Raw genomic sequence first — 22,420 nt, forward strand, 5'->3', positions numbered from 1 at the left:
CCGATGAAGGCGGATGCCACGCGACTTCGGGCGGCACTCAGCGCACCGCCGCCCGACATCCGCCTGTTCCTGTTGCATGGTCCTGATGAGGCAGGCGCAAGACTGTACGGCGACCTGCTCGCCAAGACATTGGGCACCGGCGCCGAGCGCGTCGACATTTCCCCGTCGCAGTTGCGCTCTACCCCTGCCTTGCTGGCCGATGAGGCCGCCAGCATGTCCTTGTTCGAGGAAACGCGCTTCATCCGTGTATCAGGCGCGGGCGAAGACATTCTTGAGGCTCTGGCGCTCCTCCTGTCGGCCGAACAGGCCGGTAACCCGGTCCTCGTCATCGCGCCAACGGTCAAGACCAGCGCGAAGATCGTCAAGCTGGCGATCGACTCCCGTCAGGCGCTGGCCCACGCCTGTTATGAGCCCAGCGCTGGCGAAGCCGACCGACTGGTCACCGAGTTGGCCCAACAGGCTGGCCTCCAGCCCGACCATGGCGTTGCCCGTCGCATTGCGGAGGCGAGTGCTGGCGATCGTGCCGTCATGGCGCGCGAAGTTGAAAAGCTTGCCCTCTTTCTCGATGCCGCGCCTGATCGTCCCAAGCCGCTCGACCACGCGGCGATAGATGCAATCGGCGCGGATCTAACCGACGCGGATGCTGAAAGCTTCGCAACAGCGGTCACTATGGGTCACGTGACCGACGCGGGCGACCTGCTGGTGCAACTGGCAGAGTCAGGGCAATCCGCCATTCCCTGGCTTCGCGCGATCGGGCGCAAGCTGATGATGCTGGCGGACCTACGGAGGGAAAGCGACAGTGGTGGCGATGTGGGCACCGCGATGAAGCGGCATCGCGTCCACTTCACGCAAGAGGCTGCGGTTCGCGCGAGTTTGCTTCACTGGCCAGCTGGGCGAATTGCTGCTGCGCTGGACGCAGTGCGTTCCGCCGAGCGCGCGATCATGGCCGCACATACCCCGGGCGACATCATCGCGTATAACGCAATGCTCGATATGGCGCGCCGCATAGCTCGACGCTGAGCCCTTAGATAGTATCGCCAGTCAGGCGCTGACACACCATGTCGAGCTGATCGAGCGTCGAGTAGGCGATCGTCAGTGTGCCGCCAGCCGCGCCATGCGCGATCCGCACCGACAGCCCCAGCAGATCACTGAGTTGATGCTCCAGCGCCGCGATATCTGCATCCGGATGGGGAGCCGCGGTTGACCCGGACGCGGATGCCGTCGGCCCCGGCTGGCGACCCTTGCGCTCACGCGTCAGCTTTTCGGTGTCGCGCACCGACAGCCCGCGCACCACGACCTGCTCGGCAAGATTGCTGACGTCGGGAGCACCGATCAGCGCACGGGCGTGCCCCATGCTCAGCGAGCCGTCGATCACCCGCGCCTGTACGTCGTCCGGCAGCTCCAGCAGACGAAGCAGGTTGGCGATATGGCTGCGTGACTTCTGCACGATCTTGGCCAAGGCGTCCTGCGTGTGGCCAAACTCCGCAGACAACTTCTGATAGGCCTTCGCTTCTTCGATCGCGTTCAGGTCCTGACGCTGGATGTTCTCGACCAGCGCGATCTCGAGGGTCTCCGCGTCGTTCAGATCGCGAATGACGACCGGGACTTCATGCAGGCGCGCTCGCTGCGCCGCACGCCAGCGGCGCTCCCCCGCGACGATCTGAAACTCGCGCCCATGTGGACGGACCACGATCGGCTGGATCAATCCGCGCGCGGCGATCGACCCCGCCAGTTCATCCAAAGCCGCCTCGTCGAACTGACGGCGCGGCTGTCCTGGGTGCGGAACAAGCGAACTAACCGGCAATGTACGCAAGCCAGGCGCCTGCTGTCCTGCGCCGACGGGCGCCTCCTGCGCGATGTCGCCCAGCAGCGCGCTGAGGCCCCGGCCCAGACCTGGGCGCGCTTTACGGATGTCGGTCATGCGGCCTTCGTATCGACGGGAAGACGTTGGATCAGTTCTTTCGCCAAGGCGATGTATGCTTCAGACCCCGGACAGCGATGGTCGTAGATTAGCGCCGGAAGCCCGTGGCTGGGCGCTTCCGACAGACGGACGTTGCGGGGCACTACCGTGTCGAACACGACTCGCCCGAGCACGGCGCGCACATCGGTCGCAACCTGCTCGGTCAACCGGTTGCGACGGTCGTACATAGTCAACGCAACGCCAGCGATCGACAGTCCAGGATTGAAGCGGGTCCGAATGCGCTCGACGGTGTTGAGGAGCTGCGAGAGGCCCTCCAACGCGAAGAACTCGCATTGCAGCGGCACCAGCAATGAATCGGAAGCGACCATTGCGTTGATCGTCAACAGCCCGAGCGATGGTGGACAGTCGATGATGACGACGTCCCACCGCCTGTCCGTAGCCTGCAGGGCCTGAGCAAGGCGGTGGGTGCGATGCTCGAACTCGACCAGTTCAATTTCCGCACCGGAAAGGTCGACTGTTGCGGGGGCAAGATCCAGGTTCGGAACGCGGGTGCCGACTGCCACCTGCCTTAAACTAGCATTCCCAACCAGCAGATCATAACTGGACTGGCTTCGTGCCGAAGGTGCTACGCCAAGACCGGTGGAGGCATTACCCTGCGGATCGAGGTCGATCAGCAGGACAGAGAGGCCGGTCGCGGCTAAAGCTGTCGCAACATTGATGGCGGTCGTAGTCTTCCCTACCCCGCCCTTTTGGTTCGCCACGGCGATAACGGTCATTTGCGTTTCACCTGATCAAAAATCGCGATTGACGATCGACTGTCCGAAACACTTTGTTCCACGTGGAACATGAACGACCATCGTGCAGCGAGGTCGTCAATTTCCAAGCTGGTCAATGTCCCGCGTGGGAGCAACCATCGTGTTTCGGCGATCGTACAATGTTGAGCCATCGCGAACAACGCCTCGATGTCGGAGACCGCCCGGGCAGATATGAAGCGGGCCTGGGTGCGCACGACTTGAACACGGCTTTGATGAACGACAACGCGCTCGCTGATGCCGAGCTTGCCGGCCATATCGGAGAGGAAGTCTGCCCGCTTGCGACGCGGCTCCACCAATACGGTGCGGTCCCCAGACCGGCACAGAGCGACCACCATTCCAGGGAATCCACCGCCCGTGCCGACGTCCAGCCAGGCGCCGCTTTGCTCCGAGAACAGGGCAAGCTGAAGCGAGTCGACTACGTGCCTCGCCCATATCTGCTCTCGACTAGCTGGGGAGATCAGGTTCTGCCGTTCGCTCTCTTCGAGTATCAGACGGACGAGACGCTGGCATTGAGTGAGGACGCCCTGTCCAAATCGTTCCTCAATCCAGGATTGCGCTTGATCCTCGGTCATGCTGCCTTGCGACGCACATGGAGTAAGATCGCGGAAAGCGCCGCGGGCGTAACGCCCTGCACCCGAGAAGCCGCGCCGAGTGACGGAGGTCCGGCACGTCCCAGCCGCTCAATCATCTCCGCCGATAAACCTGGTATTCGCCCGTAATCCAAGCCGGCCGGAAGCATCAAAGCCTCATCCTGCCGAAGGCGTTCGACCTCCTCCGCCTGACGTAGTAGATACGGTGCGTAGCGCGCGTCCTGCGTCACTGTGTCGACGATGTCCCTCGAGTATCGGCGGGCAATGTCCGGCGAAAGCTGCTCGATCTCCAGGCTATCACGTTCAAGCCACTGCAACATAGTCCGCCGGCTTCCGTCTCCACTCACGGCCACGCCAGCGTCTTGCACCTCTCGCGCTGTCATAGTCTGTTGAAGGTCAGTCTTTAGAGAGTTGAGTTGCGAGACACGTGCATCTTGCAGCGCCTTTCTGGCGGACGTAAGGCAACCTGCACATTTGGCAACGGTGCTAAGACGCTCCGCCGCGTTATCGACACGCAACGCCAGCCGAAACTCCGCTCGCGCGGTCAACATGCGGTAGGGCTCGGTGACTCCCTGCAAGGTCAGGTCGTCGATCATGACACCGATATAGCTCGAGGCCCTATCGAGCATGATCGGTTCGCCGCCCATTGACGATGCTACTGCGTTCAAGCCCGCGACCAACCCCTGGCCGGCAGCTTCCTCATACCCGGTCGTTCCATTGACTTGGCCGGCCAGAAACAGACCGGGAATCGCATTCACCTCCAAGGTCGCACTCAGCTGCCGCGGATCGAGATAATCATACTCGACTGCGTAACCCGGAACCACGATGCTGGCTTTTTCCAGCCCTGGTATGGCCTTAACGATCGTCCGCTGGACCTCGGTCGGCAAAGATGTCGAGAGTCCATTTGGGTACACCAGGGATGTACTCAGACCCTCTGGTTCGAGGAAAATCTGGTGGCCATCCCGATCGCCAAAGCGGACCACCTTGTCTTCGAACGAGGGGCAGTATCGAGGGCCGCGCGCATCCAAGGCGCCGGAAAAGAGCGGCGACCGACCAATATTCTCCCGGACTACATCATGTACGCGCGTGTTCGTCCTCGTGATGGCGCAGGACAGCTGAGGCAGGCTGCGCCCTGCTGACATAGGCGACATGGTCCAGAGCTCTTCATCACTAGGCTGCCGATCCAAAGACGCCCAGTCGATGGTGCCACCATCAAGGCGAGGCGGGGTCCCAGTCTTCAATCGGGCTGTCGTCAGGCCCAGCGCCTTCAATTGGTCAGCCAGGCGGGTTGCAGAGCGCTCACCAACCCGGCCGCCTTCATCCACTTGGTCACCTCGGTACATGCAAGCACCAAGGAACGTGCCGCTCGCGATGACCACTGATGCGGCATCTAGACGTGAGCCATCGGTCAAAACGACACCACCGATCCGCCCATCCCGGACAGCCAACTCCGCGGCTTCACCTTCCACGATGGTCAGGTTCGGGTACGTAGCCAGCAAATCCCGTATGGCTTCGGCATAGATGACGCGATCAGTTTGGACGCGCGGACCCCGAACGGCCGCTCCTTTGCTCCTGTTCAGAAGCCGATAGTGGATCGCGGCGCGGTCAGCGGCGCGCGCCATCAACCCATCCAGCGCGTCCACCTCCGCAACAATGTGACCTTTTCCGAGTCCACCTATAGCAGGGTTACAGGACATAGCTCCGATCTGCGACTTAGCGAAGGTCAGGAGAGTGACTCTTGCACCGCATCGTGCTGCGGCGGCGGCAGCTTCCGTGCCGGCGTGACCGCCCCCGATTACTACTACGTCGACCATGTAACTCAGCTAGAAGCTGCGGTACCGTACGTCAAAGTTGTTCCACGTGGAACATCACTTTCCAATGCAAAATGCGCCGAACATGGCGTCAAGCATCGCCTCGGTTGCGTTGAGTCCAAGCAATGAAGCCAAAGCGCCTCCAGCCCTCCTGAGTTGCTCACCACCAATCAGCGGGTCCGTCCACTCGACGGAAAGCGAGCGTCGGCAAAGCTCCAGACACTCCCGCTGACGCGCATTGAACGCCACGCGATCCACAGCCGGTACGAGGTCCTCCGCCAATTTGGTCACGAAATCCCACAGCGTGTCGATCGTCTTTAGCCGATCGGACCGGATCATAAGTGAGCGTCCCGTAGGAGTGTTGTGACGATCTTCCATGTCGGCGCGGGCATGGACCCACAACGCGTCGACCCTCGGAGGCTGGTCGTCACCTAGCCAAACCAACACATCCGCATTCGCGATCGCTTCTTCGGCGCGCGTGACGCCAATTCGTTCGATAGGATCGTCGGTCTCGAAAGTAAGGCCGGCGGTGTCCGTCAGTACGAACGGCAGCCCACCCCGAGTAACGGCTGCCTCGATACGATCGCGGGTGGTGCCCGCGATGGAAGATACGATCGCAGCCTCCCGCTGGCTCATTAGATTTAGCAGCGTCGACTTGCCACTGTTGGGCGGTCCGGCAAGAACGACCCTGATGCCGTCGCGCAGCCGGTCGACGCTCGGCAATGCCAGTGCTTGTGCGATCTCATTGCCAAGCTCCGCCATCTCGCGTCCGATCTGTCGCACGAGCTCCGCATCGTCCGCCACATCATCTTCGTCGGCAAAGTCCAGCATTGCCTCGATACGCGCGGACAACAGACTGATCCGCTGCATCCATCCGCGCACTGCCGAGCTGACGCGGCCCTCGACAGCGGACATCGCCACAACCCGCTGTGTCTCCGTTTCCGCCTGGAGCAGATCGGCAAGCCCCTCGGCTTCCGCCAGATCTATGCGCCCGTTCATCAGGGCACGCCGCGTGAACTCACCCGGCTCGGCCGGGCGGAAGCCGGCGATTTCACCCAAGGCGGCCTCGACCGCCATCACGACCGCGCGGCCGCCATGACAGTGAAGCTCGACCAGATCCTCCCCAGTCGCGCTGTTCGGGCCGGGGAAGACCAACACGAGCGCCTGGTCCAACACGCCACCATCCGGCGCACGCAAGGTCCGCAGACCAGCCAGTCGCGGCTGCGGCAACCTTCCGGCTAGCCTGGAAACACCGGACAGCGCATCCGGTCCACTGACCCGCAGCACAGCGATCGCCGCCGGTGGCCGGCCGCTCGACACCGCAAAGATCGTCGACATCGGCGTCAGTCGGTCGTCTTGCCGCTTCCGGCCTTGCCCATGCCGGTTTCGACCAGCCTCTGCCACAGGGTCATGCTCGCTTCACCCATGGGGCCCCAGTTGCGGGTCAGCTGCTCCATGGTTTCGGGCTTGAATCCACCCGACATGGCTTCCAGCATCATCGTGACATATCGGTCGTGCAGCGGGGTGAGATCGGGCAGGCCCATGGCGCGCCGTGCCTCTTCGGGCGTACATTCGATCTCGACGTTCACCTTCATGGCACCAGCTCCACAGCGCTTCCGGTCGGGGGATCAGGCGAACAGGCTCGACAGCCCCACGGTTCCATCCGACCCAACCCAGCCCTCATAGATCATGCGCACGGCGACGAACAGGATCACCGCCAACCCGACATAGGCGATCCAGCGATAGCGATCGATGATGCGCGCGATCAGGTTCGCGGCCAGCCCCATCAAGGCGACGGACAGGAGCAGGCCGACGACGAGGATGCCAGGATGGGCACGCGCGGCCCCGGCGACGGCCAGGACATTGTCCAGGCTCATCGACACATCGGCCACCGCGACGGCCCAGGCCGCCCCGGCAAAGCTTCGCGTTCTGGTGATGCCGTGGTTCTGCGCCTCGCCACCGGCACCGGTTCGGATCTCGCGGTAGAACTTCCAGCTGACCCACAGGAGCAACAGCCCCCCGGCGAAGATCAGGCCGACGATCCCCATCAGCCACGTCACCGCCAGGGCGAACAGGATGCGCATGACCAGCGCCGCGCCAATCCCCAACAGGATGACCTTACGCCGCTGTTCGGCAGGCAGCCCGGCCGCCAACGCGCCAACGACGATCGCATTGTCGCCCGCCAGCACCAGATCGATCATCAGCACCGATCCGAACGCGGCCAGTGCGGCCGGGTCGGTCAGGTGCGAGAAGTCGTTCAGGATATTGTGCCAGATGTCCGCGAGAGAGCCGGGACCCTGGATGGTGGCGGCGGCAGCGGCGAGGATCGTGGGCAGCATCGCCACGGCCTTACAACAAAACAGGCGCGAGCGAAGCCCACGCCTGTTCGTACCATATCACCGCGACCGGCGATGGTCGCCGGGGCAGCACCCAGTCGGGTGCCCGCCCGCGTTACTGGTTCATCGAGTCGAAGAACTGCTCGTTGGTCTTGGAGTCCTTCATCTTGTCCATCAGGAACTCCATCGCGTCCGTGGTGCCCATCTGCATCAGGATACGGCGCAGCACCCACATCTTGGACAGCTTGCCCTTCTCGACCAGCAGCTCCTCCTTGCGGGTGCCGGACTTGCCGATATCGATGGCCGGGAACACGCGCTTGTCCGCCACCTTGCGGTCCAGCACGATCTCGGCGTTGCCGGTGCCCTTGAACTCCTCGAAGATCACCTCGTCCATGCGGCTGCCGGTGTCGATCAGCGAGGTGGAGATGATGGTCAGCGACCCACCCTCCTCGATGTTGCGCGCCGCACCGAAGAAGCGCTTCGGCCGCTGCAACGCGTTGGCGTCGACACCGCCGGTCAGCACCTTACCCGAAGACGGCACCACCGTGTTGTAAGCGCGGCCCAGGCGGGTGATGTTGTCGAGCAGGATGACAACATCCTTCTTGTGCTCGACCAGACGCTTGGCCTTCTCGATCACCATCTCGGCGACCTGCACGTGCCGGGTCGCCGGCTCGTCGAAGGTGGAGGATACCACCTCGCCGTTCACCGTACGCTGCATGTCCGTGACCTCTTCGGGCCGTTCGTCGATCAGCAGCACGATCAGGTACACCTCGGGATGGTTGAGGCTGATCGCTCGGGCGATGTTCTGCATCATGATCGTCTTGCCGACGCGGGGCGGTGCGACGATCAGACAGCGCTGACCCTTGCCGAGCGGCGCGACGACGTCGAGGACGCGGCCGGTCCGGTCCTTGATCGTCGGATCCTCAATCTCCAGCTTCAGCCGCTCCTCCGGGTAGAGCGGCGTCAGGTTGTCGAAGTTGACCCGGTGACGCACCGCGTCCGGATCGTCGAAATTGACGCTGGTCAGCTTCGTCAGGGCGAAATAGCGCTCGCCATCCTTGGGCGCACGGATCTCGCCTTCCACCGTGTCACCGGTGCGCAGGCCGTGTTTGCGTACCTGGTTGGGCGACACATAGATATCGTCCGGGCCGGCGAGATAATTCGCCTCTGGCGAGCGGAGGAATCCGAAACCGTCGGACAGGACCTCGATCGTGCCCAGCCCCATGATCTGGTCGCCATGCTCCGCCTGTACCTTCAGGATGCCGAACAGCAGGTCCTGCTTGCGCAGCGTGGACGCGCCCTCGACGCCGATTTCCTCGGCGAGCTGCACCAGCTCGGCTGGCGTCTTCTTCTTCAGGTCCTTGAGATGCATGGAGATTTCCGAATGCGGGGTAGATGGTCGGGGAGCGTCGATCGGCGAAATAACGCGGCGAAAGCGAAGCTGTAGAGGAGGCAGCGGCGGCCGGACGGCCCGCTGCGCTGGGCCAAAGACCTAGGGGCGACGACCACCCCCGTCAAGCCGCGTCGGCACGTCCGGCCGACGAAAGCGTCAGAAAGGCTTCACCACCGCCAGGATGACGATCAGCACGACGCCGAGCGCAGGGAGCTCGTTCAGCATCCTGAGCGTCCGCCCGCTCAGCCGCACCTCCCCACGCCCCAGACGCCTGGCATAGCCCACCGCCCAGCCGTGATAACCCGACAGCGCCACGACCAGCACCAGCTTCGCATGCAGCCACCCCTCACCCCAATGCTGGCCGACGAACGCGAGCGTCAGCCCCAACAGCCAGACCATGGTCATTGCGGGGGTCATGATGACGTGGCGCAGCTTCGTCTCGCGCGCGCCCCACTCCGCCGCCTCGTCCGTCCGCCCGGCGATCACGGCTTCCTGATGATGGATCAGATACCGCGGCAGGATGAACATCGCCGCCATCCAGAAGATGACGAACACGATGTGCGCGGCCAGCAGCCACAGATAATACGCGCCCATCATCTGGATCATCGCGCGTTCCTCACCCGGTCGATCAGCCGCTCGACATGGCCGATCGGCGTATGCTGGCCGATGCCATGGCCCAGGTTGAACACGTGAGGACGGTCGGCGAACGCAGCCAGGATGCGGTCCACGCCGTCGTCCAGCGCCTCGCCGCCCGCCATCAGCGCCAGCGGGTCGAGATTGCCCTGCACCGGCATGCCTGCGGGCAGCACGCTGTTCGCCCAGACGGGATCGACCGTTTCGTCCAGCCCGACCGCATCCACGCCCGTTTCACGCGCATAAGCGGGCAGCTTGCCCCCCGCTCCCTTGGGAAAGCCGATCACCACCAGATCGGGGCACAGCGCCTTCAGCCGCGCAGTGATGGCGGCATTGGGTGCGATCACCCACCGCTCGAACTGTGCCGGGCTGAGCGATCCCGCCCAGCTGTCGAACAGCTGCACCGCCTCGACCCCCGCCGCGTGCTGGTCCGCCAGATAGGTGACGGTGGCGTCGACGATCAGGTCGACCAGCGCCGCCATCGCGCCCGGATCGGCATAGGCCAGGCTACGCGCCTCGGCCTGGTCCTTCGACCCCTGGCCCGCGATCATATAGGTCGCGACGGTCCAGGGAGAGCCTGCAAAGCCGAGAAACGTCACCCCGTCCGGCAACGCCGACGCGACACGCCGGACGGTTTCATGGATCGGTGCCAGGCGCGCGGAGTCGACCGGACTCAGCCGCGCGATCGCCTCGCGCGTGTCGGCGCGCGGGGCCAAGCGGGGTCCTTCGCCGGGGCCGAACGTCAGGTCCTGCCCCAACGCCCATGGCACCATCAGGATGTCGGAAAACAGGATCGCACCATCGAATCCGAACCGGCGGATCGGCTGCAGCGTCACCTCCGCCGCCGCCTCGGGATCAGTGGCCAGCGCCAGGAAACCGCCCTTCTCTGCCCGCAGTGCACGATATTCGGGCAGGTATCGCCCCGCCTGCCGCATCAGCCAGATCGGGGCCACCGCCTGCCGCTCGCCGCGCAGGGCCGCGAGCAAGGGTTTGCGCGTCGAAACGAGGAGCGGAGAGCTTTCGGTCACCCTTCTACCTTTAAAGAAGATTCAAAAGAGGATGTGGAAGTTGTTGGCACAGCCCGACGCGGGAATTGCCGGGCCATCCCGATTCCGCCCACAGCTTGACCGACGCGCATCCCCGGTAGCGCTGCGATTCCGCGATGGCCATCCCCGTTATCCACAGGCTGTGGACGAATGCGTTCCCTGTGGGGCGCGGTGTGGACAACTCGCTGCTTTTCCACGGCCGCTCCCCGCCTTGGCCCGGATGCGCAGTTACGCTAGCCTTTGTCCCCGTGTTATCCACAGAACCATCCCGAACGGGTATCGATGACCCCCCTGCCCTGCCCGCGACGGTGGTGGCATGCAGATGACGCGCCTGCACCTGCACCTCGTCTCCGATTCCACCGGCGAAACGCTGGACACGATCGCGAAGGCGGCGTTGGCGCAGTTCGACGATGTGGAGACGGTGCGACATTTCTGGCCGATGGTGCGCACCGAAACCCATCTGGAGCGCGTCCTTCAGGAGATCGCGCTGAAACCCGGGCTGGTCATGTTCACCTTGGTCAACGCCACCACCCGCCGCGTCCTGGAACAACGCTGTGCCGCGCTAGGCCTGCCGACGGTCGCGCCGATGGACCCGCTCAACGATGCGCTGACCGCGCTGTTCGGCAAGCAGGGCAAGGCGAAACCGGGGCGCCAGCACGTCCTCGACGCCGCGTATTTCGCGCGTGTCGACGCCATCCAGTTCACCATCGCGCATGACGACGGCATCGCGTCGGAGGAATGGGAGGAGGCGGACATCCTGCTCGCCGGCGTGTCCCGGTCGTCGAAGACCCCAACGTCGATCTATCTCGCCAATCGCGGCTACAAGGTCGCGAACATCCCGATCGTGGTGGAAAGCCCGCCGCCAGCCGCCCTGTTCCAGTTGAAGCGGCCGTTGGTCGTCGGGCTGACGACCAGCGCCGACCGGCTGATCCAGATTCGCCGCAACCGCCTGTTGTCGCTGAACCAGATGCCCGACACCAGCTATGTCGAACAGGACGCAGTGACGCGGGAGATCGCTTTCGCCCGGCGCATGTTCGCCGATCGGGGATGGCCGGTGATCGACGTCACCCGCCGCTCGATCGAGGAAACGGCCGCCGCCGTGATCGCGCTTGTCCAGCAGCGTGAGGGAGCGGTGATGCCGGTCGACGAATGAGCATGGCCGATGGCGGTGTGAGCCTGATCCTGGCGAGCGGTTCCGCATCGCGGCGCGCGATGCTGACCGCGGCGGGCGTGCCTTTTTCCGCGGAATCGCCGGGCGTGGACGAGGATGCCGCCAAGGCGTCGCTGGCCGGTTCCTCGCCCCGCGACCTGGCGGATGCCCTGGCGGAGCTGAAGGCGCTGCGGGTGTCGGCACGCCGGCCGGGCGCGCTGGTGCTGGGTTCGGACTCGGTCGTCGCACTGGCCGACGGCACGCTGCTCGACAAACCGCAAAGCCGCGAGGAGGCGGCGGACCATCTGCGCCGGATGAGCGGCACGCGCCATGAGCTGTGGAGCGCGGCGGTGATCGCGGAGGACGGTCGTCCCGTGTGGCGGCACGTGGAGGCGGCGCGCATGCATGTGCGCCCGCTGTCCTACAGCTTCATCGATCGCTATCTGGACGTCGAATGGCCGGCCATATCCTGGTGCGTGGGCTGTTATCGGATCGAGGGGCCGGGCGTGCAGCTGTTTTCCAGGATCGAGGGCAGCCAGTTCACCGTGCTGGGCATGCCGTTGCTGCCGGTGCTGGATTTCCTCAGGACCCGTGCGGTCCTGCCCGCCTGACCGGCACCCCGCGCGCAGAGCCTCGCAATTTCATGCGTTGCCGACAACTTCGTAAACTTCGAACCCGACGAGCGCCTCATGACCAGACCCTATGCCGAGGTGATCGGCGACCCCGTCTCCCACAGCAAATCGCCGCTGATCCACCGCTTCTGGCTGGATGCGCTCGGCATCGACGCCGATTATCGCGCGACGCATGTCGCGGCGGAGGGGCTGGCCGATTATTTTGAAGGCCGCCGTGCCGATCCGGACTGGCGTGGGTGCAACATCACCGTTCCGCACAAGATCGTCGCGCTGGACCATGTCTCCGACCCCGGCGACGTGCGCCGCTCGATCGGCGCGATCAACACCGCCTTGCGCCAGGAGGATGGCGGGATCGTCGGCACCAACACCGATGCGGCCGGCTTCTTTCAGCCGATCGCGGGGCTGGACCTGTCCGGGCGGCCTGTCGCGGTGATCGGCACCGGCGGCGCGGCGCGGGCGATCCTGTTCGCCTTGTCGCGGATGGACACCGGCCCGGTCACCCTGCTGGGCCGCAACCCGATCAAGGCGGCCGCTCTGTTGTCCGCTTTCGGCCTGAAGGGAGAGGCGTTGCCCATCGAACGCCTGCCGGCCGCCGCATTGCTGGTGAACGCCACCACACTCGGCATGGCGGGGCAGCCGCCGCTGGAGATCGACCTGTCCCCCCTGCCCGACGATGCGGTGGTGTACGACATCGTCTATGCGCCGCTGGAGACGCCCCTGCTCGCGGCGGCGCGCGCGCGTGATCTCGACACGGTGGACGGGCTGGAGATGCTGGTCGGCCAGGCGGCGATCGCGTTCGAGCTGTTCTTCGGCGCCGCGCCGCCGCGTGACCGCGACGATGCGTTGCGCGACCTGCTGATCGCATGACGGAAACGGCGCCCGTGCCTCGGGTCGTGCTGGGGCTGACCGGCTCCATCGGCATGGGCAAGTCCACGGTCGCCGCCATGTTTGCCGACATGGGCGTGCCGGTGTTCGACGCCGATGCCGCCGTTCACCGGCTACAGGGTCCCGCCGGCCGGGCGGTGCAGGCGATCGAGGCCGCGTTCCCGGGCACCACCGGACCCGCCGGTGTGGACCGCACCGCCTTGGCGGAGGCGGTGCTGGGCGATGCGGCGGCGATACGGATGCTGGAGGGGATCGTCCACCCGGCCGTCGCGGAGGAGCGCACCCGGTTCCTGCGCGACCATGCCGACGCGCCCTTGGTCGTGCTGGACGTGCCGCTACTCCTCGAAACGGGGGCCGCCTACGTGGACAAGGTTGCCGTCGTGTCGGCCGACCCTGCGGTTCAGCGCGACCGGGTTCTCGCCCGGCCGGGCATGACCGCGCAAAAATTCGCCGCGATCCTCGCGCGCCAGATGCCCGACGCCGACAAGCGTGCCCGTGCGGACTTCGTGATCCCCACCGACGTCCCGTTGGCGGAAACCCGCGCCTGCGTAGCCCGGCTCGTCGCTTGCCTCGCGCGGGCGGAAGGAGGATAGCGTGGGGATGCGTGAGATCGTGTTCGATACGGAAACCACCGGCTTCAGCTTCGCCGATGGCGACCGGCTGGTGGAGATCGGCTGCGTCGAGCTGGTCAACCGGATCGAGACCGGCCGCACCTTTCACGCTTATTACCATCCCGAGCGCGACATGCCTGAGGAGGCGGCGCGGGTGCACGGCCTGCGTATCGAGTTCCTCAGCAAGCATCCGGTGTTCGCCGACGCGGTCGCGCCCTTGATCGAATTTATCGGCGACGCGCCGTTGATCGCGCACAACGCCACGTTCGACTTCGGCTTCATCAACGGCGAGCTGAACCGATGCGGCCGCGATCCGGTGTGCATGAGCCGCATGGTCGACACGCTGCAGATCGCCCGCAGCCGCCATCCGGGCGCGAAGCATACCCTGGACGCGCTCTGTTCGCGCTACGGTGTCGACCGGTCGCACCGCGTGCTCCACGGCGCCCTGCTCGACGCCCAGTTGCTGGCGCAGGTCTATGTGGAACTGATGGGGGGCCGTCAGATCGGACTGAGCCTTGCCGACCGGCCGGTCGAGTCGGTGGTGGCTCCGATTGTCGATCATGCGCCCCGCGTGCGGCGCGAACCGCGTGTTTTCGCACCCAATGCGGGAGAAATCGCGGCCCATGTCGCGTTCATGAAGCGGATCAACGATCCCATCTGGGGGGCCTAGGCCCTTCGACGACGGCAGGGACAGCGCCGATGGCGCGGTCCCGGAATGAAGAAGGAACTGATTTATGGATATCCGGATTTCTGGTCATCAGGTGGACACGGGCGACGCGCTCAAGGATCACGTCTCCGACCGGCTCCAGGGTATCGCTGACAAATATTTCGCGCGCGCGGTGTCGGGTGACGTGACCTTCGGCAAGGGGCCGCACGACGTCGGCTTCACCTGTGACATCGTGGCGCATGTCACGCGCGGGCTGGTGCTGAAGGGCCGGCATCAGGCGCAGGATGCCCACCTCGCCTTTGACGGGGCGGCTGCGAAGATCGAAAAGCAGCTGCGCCGCTATACCCGCCGCCTGAAGGACCGTCACGCCGGTGAGGCGATCGAGCTGGCAGAGGCCGGCGCCTATGACGCGAACGCGAATTATACCCTGTTCGCCGAGCGGATCGACGATGAGGAAGCTGTCGATGCGCCGCTGATCGTGGCCGAGACCCGCGTCGACGTTCCCGATGCCAGCGTGTCGGACGCGGTGATGATGCTGGATCTTCGCAACACGGCGGCGCTGCTGTTCCGCAACGCGGGCACCGGCGCCTACAACATGGTGTATCGCCGCGGCGACGGCACGATCGGCTGGGTCGAGCCACAGGTGGCGGCCGGCTGACCCTACGGCAAAGCCCTGACTTTTCGACGGGCACGCGCAGCGCTATGCGCGCAGCCGCGCCCGTCGGGGAGCTGATGGAATTCCACGTGCAGACGATCCCCGATCTTAGCGACCTGTTGCGGCCCGACGCGGTGCTGACCGGATTGTCGGTCGGCAACAAGAAGCTGTTGCTGCAACAGCTAGGCACCCATGGCGCTCGCCTGACGGGTGAGGATGCGCGCGACATCGTGGATCGGCTTGCGGCGCGCGAGCGGTTGGGATCGACCGGATTCGGCGCGGGCATTGCCATTCCCCATGCAAAGCTGGACGGCTTGGCGGCGGTGACGGGTCTGTTCGTGCGTCTGGCTCAGCCGATCGACTTCGATTCAGTCGACGGTCTGCCGGTGGACCTCGTCTTCCTGCTGTTGTCGCCTACCCATGCGGGGGCCGAACATTTGAAGGCGCTCGCACGCGTATCGCGCCGACTGCGCGACAAAGGGCTGGTAGCGAAGCTGCGCGGTGCCGGATCGCACGACGCGGTCTACGCGCTGCTCAGCACCGGCGACGCGCGCGATGCCGCCTGACACACAGAGGCAGGGCGATGTTGCGGGCGAGGCGGCGCATTTCCGCGCGCTGGAGTCGCTCTATGCGGCGGCGCCGATCAACCGCCTGTTCGCTTCTCGCCTGGAAATTCCGGCAGCGGGTGTCGCCCGCATCCATTTCGACCTGGACGAGCGGCATTTCCACGCCGGTGGCGCGGTGCATGGCACCAGCTATTTCAAGATGCTGGACGACGCAGCCTTTTATGCGTGCAACAGCCTGGTCACCGATCGCTTCCTCCTGACCACCGCCTTCAACCTGTTGTTCACCCGGCCACTGCCCGCGGGGCGAGTGGTGGCGGAGGGGCGTTGGATCAGCGGCAAACGGCGCGTGTTCGTCGCGGACGCACGTTTGATCGATGCAGAGGGAGAAGAAGCGGCGCGGGGTACCGGTACCTTCATGCGGTCGCAGATTCCCTTGGCGGGCCTGCCCGGCTACGCACGCTCATGACAGGGCCGCGGTGAGCGGACGCCTGCCTGCGGACCTGATCGTCGCGGCCATGCGGCGACGGGTGGAGGGGGCCGGTGGCATGGCCACGATCCTGGCTCGTGGTGACGCGCAGGCGGGCGGCATACTGGTCGTTGCGGTCGACCGCGGCGGTCCCCCCCGGATATGGGAGCGCGGCGTCGGACCTGACGGCCGTACCATGCTGATCGAGTCGACTCCGAAGGACGAGCCGGAGGAATATTGCCGACGCCGGCGTGCGCGCGACCCGGATTTGTGGGTCGTCGAACTGGATGTCGCGGCGGCGGAACGGTTCGCCGCTGAAACGATGCTCGACGATTGACGACGCGCCTTCGCTGGGAAAGGAAGTGGCATTCCTATTGAGCGTTGTGCCGTGGGCGGGTGCGATCCGCATCGGTTACGCAGTCGGGAGGGCGCCCGGACGATCGCTTGAGCCGATCGGGTCCGTGGCCCTACCGCACATGAACGTGTTTGAATGTCGTTTGTTTCCCGCGTCGCAGCGATTGCGGCGGTTACCTTTGCGCTGTGCGGCATCGCTCAAAGCGCCCCCGGACTGGCCGCAGAGCTGGATCGCACGCCGATCGCCGCCGCCGTCCCCATCGTTTCCGTAATTCCTGCCGTTCTCACCACGACGGCCACGATCCCCACCCTGACCGCCACTCCCTCCGTCCAGTCCGGCAGCCCCGCTGCCCAGACCGTGACCGTCGAGGCGGAACCCGAAAAATTCGACACCCTGGCAGAGGCCGTTGCGGCCCAGGACGATGGCGAGGCGGATGTCGCCGTCAGAGAGAATCTCCGCTGCCTCGCCGGCGCGATCTATTTCGAGAGCAAGGGTGAGCCGATCGAGGGTCAGCTCGCCGTGGCCGAGGTCATCATGAACCGCGCCAAGTCCGGTCGCTTTCCCCCCGACGTCTGCGATGTCGTGACGCAGCGCGGCCAGTTCTCCTTTGTTCGTGGCGGTGTGATCCCCTCGATCGACGAGGGTCGGCCTAGCTATCGCACCGCGCTGGCGGTGGCGAAGGTCGCGATGGACAAGGCCTGGGACAGCAGTGCGCACGGCGCCCTGTTCTTCCACGCCCGCCGGGTCGCGCCGTCCGGCCGGTTCGTGCGTGTCGCAGCCATCGGCAACCACGTCTTCTATCGCTGACAGGTTCCCCGGACGGGCTTGCCTCGTTCGGTAAATGTTCTAATCCTCGCGTGATGCTCGACGCGACGGATCATCCCTGTACCGACCAGCCCGACTCTCCCGCCTGCGCCGCCGATGTGGTGCGCGGCGTTACCCGATTGCTGCTCCGTCACGACCTGACGGCGATGTGCGAAGTGCCGTTGGACGGCGGACGGCGCGCCGACCTGATGGCGCTCGATGCGCGCGGACAGATCGTCGTGGTGGAGGTCAAGGTATCGCGCGCCGATCTGCTCGGCGACGGTAAGTGGCCCGATTACCTCGGACATTGCGACCGCTACTACTGGGCGGTTCCGCCGGGTTTCGACCTCTCGCCGCTGGACACGCCGCCCTTCCTGCCGGAGCGAACGGGCGTGATCGTCGCCGATCGCTACGACGCGGCGATCCTGCGCGAGGCGCATACCCACCCCCTGCCCGCCCATGTCCGCAAGCGCTGCACACTCGCCTTCGCACGGCGTGCCGCGCGACGGCTGACGGGGCTGATCGACCCCGATGCGATACTGCCCGGCTGAACTGCTTCGCCGGGCAGCAGGATCGATCAGAGCCGCGGGCCGGACACGGCCTTTGTCGCCTTTTTCGGAGTCTCCGCCAGCAGGGTGCTGATCACGGGGTTGCGCAGGTCCTTGCCCGCGTAATCGCGTGCCGAGCGGCCGGCCAGATTGTCGGTCTTGTCCGGGTCGGCACCGACCGCGAGCAGCGCGCGTACCATGGCGACATCGCGCCGCTGTACTGCGCGGATCAGCGGTGTCTCACCGGCGCGGTTGCCCAGATTGGGGTTCGCGCCCTTCTCCACCAACAGCGGCACCAGGGTGGTCTGACCCGCCTCGACGGCCAGCAACAGGGGCGTGTTGCCCTTGAAATCGACGGCGTTGGGATTGGCCCCTTTCATCAACAGGGTGTTGGTATAGGGCAGGTCACCCCGCTTCACGACGATGTGCAGCGCCGTCTCCCCGGAATCGCCATCACGCGTGTTGACCATGGTCTGGCCGGGCTTGTTCAGCATCTCCAGCACGTCATTGCCTTTGGCCTCGCGCACGGCCTGAAGGAACTTGCGGCTCTCGGATTGGAACTGTGCCGTGGCGGGCACGGCGATCCCCATCAGGATCAGGGCGGAAAGAAAGCGGTAGGACATGGCGAATGAACCCATCGAACGAAACTTGCGCCGTCACCCTTAACACAGCAAGGCTGCCGCCGTCATGAATAGCGTCCGTCTTGTCGCGGCCCTGTGCCTGTCGCTCACCGCGTGCGATCGCCAGGGTGCCGCGCCTGGCGACAAGGCGCCGCTGGCCGGCGCCGCGATCGGTGGTCCGTTCGCGATGGTCGACCAGAACGGGCGGGCGTTCACCGACCGCGACCTCGCCGGTCGCTATCGCATCATGTATTTTGGCTACACCTCATGCCCGGATGTCTGCCCGGCCGACGCGCAGGCGATCGGTGCCGGGCTGAAGCGGATGGAAGCCGACGATCCCGCCCGCGCGAAGCGGATCGTGCCGGTGTTCGTCAGCGTCGATCCCGCACGCGATACGCCCGCGGTGCTGAAGCCGTTCGTCGGCGCCTTTCACCCCCGCATGGTCGGCCTGACCGGCACCACGGCGCAGGTGGACGCCATCGCCAAGGCCTATGCCGTGTGGTTCGAGCGCCAAAAGCCGAATGCCGAGGGCGCCTATCTCGTCAACCACAGCCGCCAGACCTATCTGATGGATCCGAACGGTCAGCCGCTGGCGCTGATCCCGTCGGACAAGGGGCCGGCAGCCGTGGCGGCCGAGCTGGGAAAATGGGTCAGGTGACGAACTTCTGGGAACAGCCAATCGAGACGCTGGACCGCGGCCAGTGGGAGGCGTTGTGCGACGGATGCGGCAAATGCTGCCTGCACAAGCTGGAGGATGAGGACACCGGCGAACTGCTCGCCACGAACGTCGCCTGTCGATTGCTGGACCGTCGCACCGGCTTCTGTTCGGACTACCGGCATCGCCGCGCCTATGTTCCCGAATGCGTGCGGCTGACCACCGGCAATGTGCGCGGCATCGACTGGTTGCCCTCCACATGCGCCTATCGCCTGCGGGCGGCGGGGCAGGCGTTGCCGGAATGGCATTATCTGGTGTCCGGCGATCGGGATGCGGTGCACCGCGCAGGCCAGTCGGTGAAGGGCTGGACGATCAGCGAGGACGATGCCGGCGACCTGGAATATCATCTGGTCGATCGGGAATTGTGAGCGGCTTCGACGTCGTTCGCCATCCCACCGCCCGGCGCACGCGCCTAGCGATGGACCCGGTGACAGGACGCGCACGGCTGGTGGTGCCACGGCGCGCCTCGCTGAAGGCGGCGATCGCCTGGGCGGAGGGAAAGGCGGACTGGATCGCGGCCGAACGCGCCCGCCTGCCGGAGGCACGCCCGTTCATCGACGGTGCGACGATCCCGGTCGCGGGGGCGGTGCTTCGCATCGTGTGGAACAGCGAAAGCCGCGCGCGTACGCCCCGCCGGGATGGGGACTGCCTGATCCTGGGCGGACCCGCCGAGACGGTGCCGGCACGCGTAGAGGGTTGGCTCAGGCGGACGGCGCTGGACATCCTGACGGAGGACACGCTGGCTGTCGCCCGATCGGCGGGCGTCGATGTGACGCGCGTCGGGATCGGTGATCCACGCGGTCGCTGGGGCAGCTGTGCGTCAGGGGGCGCGATCCGGTACAGCTGGCGGTTGATACTGGCGCCGCCGTTCGTGCGTCACGCAACCGTCGCGCATGAGGTCGCGCACCGCATCCACATGAATCACGGTCCGGCCTTTCACGCCCTTGCAGCCGAGTTGACCGGCACCGATCCCGGCCCCGCTCGCGACTGGCTGCGCCGCCACGGCACGCAGCTTCACTGGTACGGGCGCTCGTCCGGATAACGGGGGGCGTCACGTGGTACGTCGCGGGGCAGGGGGCGAGTCGGTGGCACGTCGTGCCGGTCACGCGGAGGACCGTTGTCACGACCCGTGACCCGGTTCAGCCAATCCTGATTGAGTTCCTGACGGTCCGGCGCAGGCGCGGCCGCGGGGGCAGCAGCATCCGGCGCTTGTTCGTCACCGGTATCGTCGGGCAGCGGTCGCGCCGCCGGTTCGCGCTGATCGGGCTGCGCGACAGGATTGCCGTCCTCGTCGACGAACAGGCCGTTGTCGGGTTGCCCGTAATAGCTTTCCTGATCCGGCTCCAACTCCATGTCTGGCAGGGTGACCTGCGTCTCGAACTGCTCGATCGGGCGGTTGGCCGTGGCCGGCTTCATGAAGGCGGCAAAGGCGCGGGCGGGCGCGGTGCCGCCGTGCAGCCCCGGGATCGGTCGGGCATTGTCCTTGCCCATCCACACGCCCGTGGTCAGCCCGCTGGAAAAGCCCAGGAACCAGCCGTCCTTGGCGGAGCTGGTGGTGCCGGTCTTGCCCGCCACGGGCCGGCCGATCTGCGCCTGTCGCCCCGTGCCCGTGTTCACCGCCGTCTGCAGCAGGTCGGTCATCTGCGCCGCGACATAGGGGGCGACCAGCACATGGCTGCGATCCACCTCGTGGCTGTAGATCGTCTGACCGTTGGCGGTGACGCGGGTGATCGCATAGGGGGCGATCGCGACCCCGTTGGCCGCCACGCTGGCAAAGGCGCGGGTCATGTCGATCAGCCGCACGTCGGACGTACCCAATACCATCGACGGATGCGTGTTGACGGGTGTGGTGATCCCGAACCGCCGCGCCATGTCGGCCACCGTCTGGAATCCGACCTCCTGCCCCAGCTTCGCCGCCACGGTGTTGAGCGAATAGGCAAAGGCGGTGCGCAGCGTCACCGACCCGGAATTGCGCCGGGAATCGTTGCGCGGGCTCCATCCGTCGATCGTCACCGGCTCATCGACGACGGTATCCTCCGGCTTGTGTCCGGCCTCCAGCGCGGCGAGGTACACGAACAGCTTGAAGGCGGAGCCCGGCTGACGCACCGCCTGAGTCGCGCGGTTGTAGATCGAGGACACGTAATCGGTACCGCCGACCATGGCGCGCACCGCGCCGTCGCGGTCCAAGCTGACCAGCGCACCTTGCGCCCCGGCGGGCACGTTCTGGCGGATCGCGGTGTCGGCCGCGCGCTGCATCGACAGGTCCAGCGTGGTCCACACCTCCAGCGGCGCCTGCTGCTCGTCGATCAATGTGTCGAGCTGGGGCAGAGCCCAATCGGTGAAGTAGCGGGCGCTGTTCTGCTTGGCCTCAGGCGCCAGCCGCACCTGCGACACCTCCGCCGCATCGGCCTCGCCCTGGCTGATCACGCCGGCCTTGACCATCTGTTCGATCACCACGCCCGCGCGCCCCTTGGCGGCGTCGACATCGGCGGTGGGAGAATAGTTGGACGGTGCCTTCACCAGACCGGCGATCACCGCCGCCTCCGCCAGGCTCAGATGGTCGGCACCATGGCCGAAGAACTTCCGCGCCGCGGCATCGATGCCGTAGGCGCCACCGCCATAATAGACCTTGTTGAGATACAGTTCGAGGATTTGGTCCTTGGAGAACTTGCGCTCCAGCGCCAACGCCAGGATCCATTCGCGGAACTTGCGCCCAAACTTCTTCTGGCTGGACAGGAAGATCGTGCGCGCCAGCTGCTGCGTGATGGTCGAACCGCCCTGGACCCAACGTCCGCGCTGGTAACGAACCTGGACCGATCGCGCGATGCCGATCGGGTCCACGCCCGGATGGCTGCGAAACCGGCGATCCTCCACCGCCACGGTGGCGTCGCGCATCACCGTCGGAATCTGGTCATAGGGCAACCATTGGCCGTAGCTCGGACCCAATGACACGAGCACGGTGCCGTCCGCGGCGTGAACGCGGATCATCTGGCCGTTCGGCGATGATTTCAGTTCGTCGAAGCTCGGCAGGTCGGATCGGGTGACGTACACCGCCGTGACCAAGCCGATGACCGCCACCAGCGCGAGCGCCAGCGTGACCTTGAGGAAGATACCCAGCCGGCGACGCCAGGGAGAGCGGGGCGTGGGGGTGGAGCGGGATGACCGGGCGCGTGCCATGAACCGGCTTGCGATTATCGGTTA

The 22,420-nt window shown here is 65.7% G+C and carries 27 protein-coding genes; 15 read left to right on the plus strand and 12 right to left on the minus strand.

Features of this window, described 5'->3' with window-relative positions; translation table 11 throughout:
* Positions 1-3: 3 nt before the first annotated feature.
* Positions 4-1,020, plus strand: coding sequence for a DNA polymerase III subunit delta (gene holA, locus BMX37_RS14755; RefSeq protein ID WP_093666526.1), 1,017 nt, complete (start codon positions 4-6; stop codon positions 1,018-1,020).
* 4 nt (positions 1,021-1,024) lie between these two features.
* Here holA and BMX37_RS14760 read toward each other — a convergent pair whose 3' ends face one another.
* The 10 genes from BMX37_RS14760 to hemE form a co-directional block, all read right to left on the minus strand.
* A complete protein-coding gene (locus BMX37_RS14760) occupies positions 1,025-1,921 on the minus strand; it encodes a ParB/RepB/Spo0J family partition protein (RefSeq protein WP_093666527.1) in 897 nt (298 codons plus the stop codon).
* Positions 1,918-2,697 (minus strand): ParA family protein, encoded by a 780-nt coding sequence (locus tag BMX37_RS14765; protein ID WP_093666528.1) that lies wholly within the window; start codon positions 2,695-2,697, stop codon positions 1,918-1,920. The genes BMX37_RS14760 and BMX37_RS14765 overlap by 4 nt, the downstream gene beginning before the upstream one ends.
* Positions 2,694-3,308 (minus strand): 16S rRNA (guanine(527)-N(7))-methyltransferase RsmG, encoded by a 615-nt coding sequence (locus BMX37_RS14770; protein WP_093666529.1) that lies wholly within the window; start codon positions 3,306-3,308, stop codon positions 2,694-2,696. The genes BMX37_RS14765 and BMX37_RS14770 overlap by 4 nt, the downstream gene beginning before the upstream one ends.
* Entirely contained in the window at positions 3,305-5,140 is a 1,836-nt protein-coding gene (gene mnmG, locus BMX37_RS14775) for a tRNA uridine-5-carboxymethylaminomethyl(34) synthesis enzyme MnmG (protein ID WP_093666530.1), read from the minus strand. Before mnmG ends, BMX37_RS14770 begins: the two co-directional genes overlap by 4 nt.
* A gap of 54 nt (positions 5,141-5,194) precedes the next feature.
* Positions 5,195-6,475 (minus strand): tRNA uridine-5-carboxymethylaminomethyl(34) synthesis GTPase MnmE, encoded by a 1,281-nt coding sequence (gene mnmE, locus BMX37_RS14780; RefSeq protein ID WP_093666531.1) that lies wholly within the window; start codon positions 6,473-6,475, stop codon positions 5,195-5,197.
* 5 nt (positions 6,476-6,480) lie between these two features.
* Entirely contained in the window at positions 6,481-6,732 is a 252-nt protein-coding gene (locus BMX37_RS14785; protein WP_093666532.1) for a DUF6489 family protein, read from the minus strand.
* A 33-nt stretch (positions 6,733-6,765) separates the two neighbouring features.
* Positions 6,766-7,476 (minus strand): TerC family protein, encoded by a 711-nt coding sequence (locus BMX37_RS14790; protein ID WP_093666533.1) that lies wholly within the window; start codon positions 7,474-7,476, stop codon positions 6,766-6,768.
* A 112-nt stretch (positions 7,477-7,588) separates the two neighbouring features.
* The gene (gene rho, locus BMX37_RS14795) at positions 7,589-8,845 is read right to left on the minus strand and encodes a transcription termination factor Rho (protein WP_093666534.1); all 1,257 of its coding nucleotides are present in this window, start codon (positions 8,843-8,845) and stop codon (positions 7,589-7,591) included.
* Between the two features lie 177 nt (positions 8,846-9,022).
* Complete coding sequence (locus BMX37_RS14800) at positions 9,023-9,472, minus strand: CopD family protein (protein WP_093666535.1); 450 nt, start codon at positions 9,470-9,472, stop codon at positions 9,023-9,025.
* The gene (gene hemE, locus BMX37_RS14805) at positions 9,469-10,434 is read right to left on the minus strand and encodes a uroporphyrinogen decarboxylase (RefSeq protein ID WP_244501629.1); all 966 of its coding nucleotides are present in this window, start codon (positions 10,432-10,434) and stop codon (positions 9,469-9,471) included. Before hemE ends, BMX37_RS14800 begins: the two co-directional genes overlap by 4 nt.
* Positions 10,435-10,867: 433 nt before the next feature.
* On the opposite strand from hemE, the gene BMX37_RS14810 reads away from it, so the two are divergent.
* The 11 genes from BMX37_RS14810 to BMX37_RS14860 all read left to right on the plus strand — a co-directional run bounded on the left by BMX37_RS14810 (position 10,868) and on the right by BMX37_RS14860 (position 17,887).
* Positions 10,868-11,698 carry a pyruvate, water dikinase regulatory protein gene (locus tag BMX37_RS14810; RefSeq protein WP_093666616.1) on the plus strand — a complete coding sequence of 277 codons (831 nt, stop codon included), beginning with the start codon at positions 10,868-10,870 and terminating at the stop codon, positions 11,696-11,698.
* A gap of 2 nt (positions 11,699-11,700) precedes the next feature.
* Positions 11,701-12,306, plus strand: a complete 606-nt coding sequence (locus BMX37_RS14815) for a Maf family protein (protein WP_093666537.1) — start codon at positions 11,701-11,703, stop codon at positions 12,304-12,306.
* Positions 12,307-12,384: 78 nt separating this feature from the next.
* On the plus strand, positions 12,385-13,194 hold the full coding sequence (locus BMX37_RS14820) for a shikimate dehydrogenase family protein (RefSeq protein WP_093666538.1): 810 nt from the start codon (positions 12,385-12,387) through the stop codon (positions 13,192-13,194).
* Complete coding sequence (gene coaE, locus BMX37_RS14825) at positions 13,191-13,805, plus strand: dephospho-CoA kinase (RefSeq protein ID WP_093666539.1); 615 nt, start codon at positions 13,191-13,193, stop codon at positions 13,803-13,805. The genes BMX37_RS14820 and coaE overlap by 4 nt, the downstream gene beginning before the upstream one ends.
* A gap of 7 nt (positions 13,806-13,812) precedes the next feature.
* Entirely contained in the window at positions 13,813-14,493 is a 681-nt protein-coding gene (dnaQ, locus tag BMX37_RS14830) for a DNA polymerase III subunit epsilon (protein ID WP_093666540.1), read from the plus strand.
* A 64-nt stretch (positions 14,494-14,557) separates the two neighbouring features.
* A complete protein-coding gene (hpf, locus tag BMX37_RS14835; protein ID WP_093666541.1) occupies positions 14,558-15,148 on the plus strand; it encodes a ribosome hibernation-promoting factor, HPF/YfiA family in 591 nt (196 codons plus the stop codon).
* A gap of 95 nt (positions 15,149-15,243) precedes the next feature.
* Positions 15,244-15,711: a PTS sugar transporter subunit IIA gene (locus BMX37_RS14840; RefSeq protein WP_093666617.1), complete on the plus strand. Its 468-nt coding sequence runs from the start codon at positions 15,244-15,246 to the stop codon at positions 15,709-15,711.
* Complete coding sequence (locus tag BMX37_RS14845) at positions 15,701-16,177, plus strand: PaaI family thioesterase (RefSeq protein WP_093666542.1); 477 nt, start codon at positions 15,701-15,703, stop codon at positions 16,175-16,177. The genes BMX37_RS14840 and BMX37_RS14845 overlap by 11 nt, the downstream gene beginning before the upstream one ends.
* A gap of 10 nt (positions 16,178-16,187) precedes the next feature.
* The gene (locus BMX37_RS14850; protein ID WP_170841991.1) at positions 16,188-16,514 is read left to right on the plus strand and encodes a DUF1491 family protein; all 327 of its coding nucleotides are present in this window, start codon (positions 16,188-16,190) and stop codon (positions 16,512-16,514) included.
* A 153-nt stretch (positions 16,515-16,667) separates the two neighbouring features.
* The gene (locus BMX37_RS14855; RefSeq protein WP_093666544.1) at positions 16,668-17,339 is read left to right on the plus strand and encodes a cell wall hydrolase; all 672 of its coding nucleotides are present in this window, start codon (positions 16,668-16,670) and stop codon (positions 17,337-17,339) included.
* Between the two features lie 53 nt (positions 17,340-17,392).
* Entirely contained in the window at positions 17,393-17,887 is a 495-nt protein-coding gene (locus BMX37_RS14860) for an MmcB family DNA repair protein (protein ID WP_093666545.1), read from the plus strand.
* A 26-nt stretch (positions 17,888-17,913) separates the two neighbouring features.
* Here BMX37_RS14860 and BMX37_RS14865 read toward each other — a convergent pair whose 3' ends face one another.
* Positions 17,914-18,507 (minus strand): ankyrin repeat domain-containing protein, encoded by a 594-nt coding sequence (locus BMX37_RS14865; RefSeq protein ID WP_093666618.1) that lies wholly within the window; start codon positions 18,505-18,507, stop codon positions 17,914-17,916.
* Between the two features lie 64 nt (positions 18,508-18,571).
* Here BMX37_RS14865 and BMX37_RS14870 point away from each other — a divergent pair, with 64 nt between their 5' ends.
* Genes BMX37_RS14870 through BMX37_RS14880 form a run of 3 tightly spaced genes read left to right on the plus strand, consistent with a single transcriptional unit; the run spans position 18,572 to position 20,261 of the window.
* Positions 18,572-19,162 carry an SCO family protein gene (locus BMX37_RS14870; RefSeq protein WP_093666546.1) on the plus strand — a complete coding sequence of 197 codons (591 nt, stop codon included), beginning with the start codon at positions 18,572-18,574 and terminating at the stop codon, positions 19,160-19,162.
* Positions 19,150-19,587: a YcgN family cysteine cluster protein gene (locus BMX37_RS14875; protein WP_093666547.1), complete on the plus strand. Its 438-nt coding sequence runs from the start codon at positions 19,150-19,152 to the stop codon at positions 19,585-19,587. The genes BMX37_RS14870 and BMX37_RS14875 overlap by 13 nt, the downstream gene beginning before the upstream one ends.
* A complete protein-coding gene (locus tag BMX37_RS14880; RefSeq protein WP_093666619.1) occupies positions 19,581-20,261 on the plus strand; it encodes a M48 family metallopeptidase in 681 nt (226 codons plus the stop codon). Before BMX37_RS14875 ends, BMX37_RS14880 begins: the two co-directional genes overlap by 7 nt.
* Here the strand turns inward: BMX37_RS14880 and BMX37_RS14885 are convergent.
* Positions 20,234-22,396 (minus strand): transglycosylase domain-containing protein, encoded by a 2,163-nt coding sequence (locus BMX37_RS14885; RefSeq protein ID WP_093666548.1) that lies wholly within the window; start codon positions 22,394-22,396, stop codon positions 20,234-20,236. The genes BMX37_RS14880 and BMX37_RS14885 overlap by 28 nt on opposite strands.
* Positions 22,397-22,420: the final 24 nt, after the last annotated feature.

It is taken from the genome of Sphingomonas gellani, assembly GCF_900110035.1.
GTDB classification, from domain to species: Bacteria; Pseudomonadota; Alphaproteobacteria; order Sphingomonadales; family Sphingomonadaceae; genus Sphingomonas; species Sphingomonas gellani.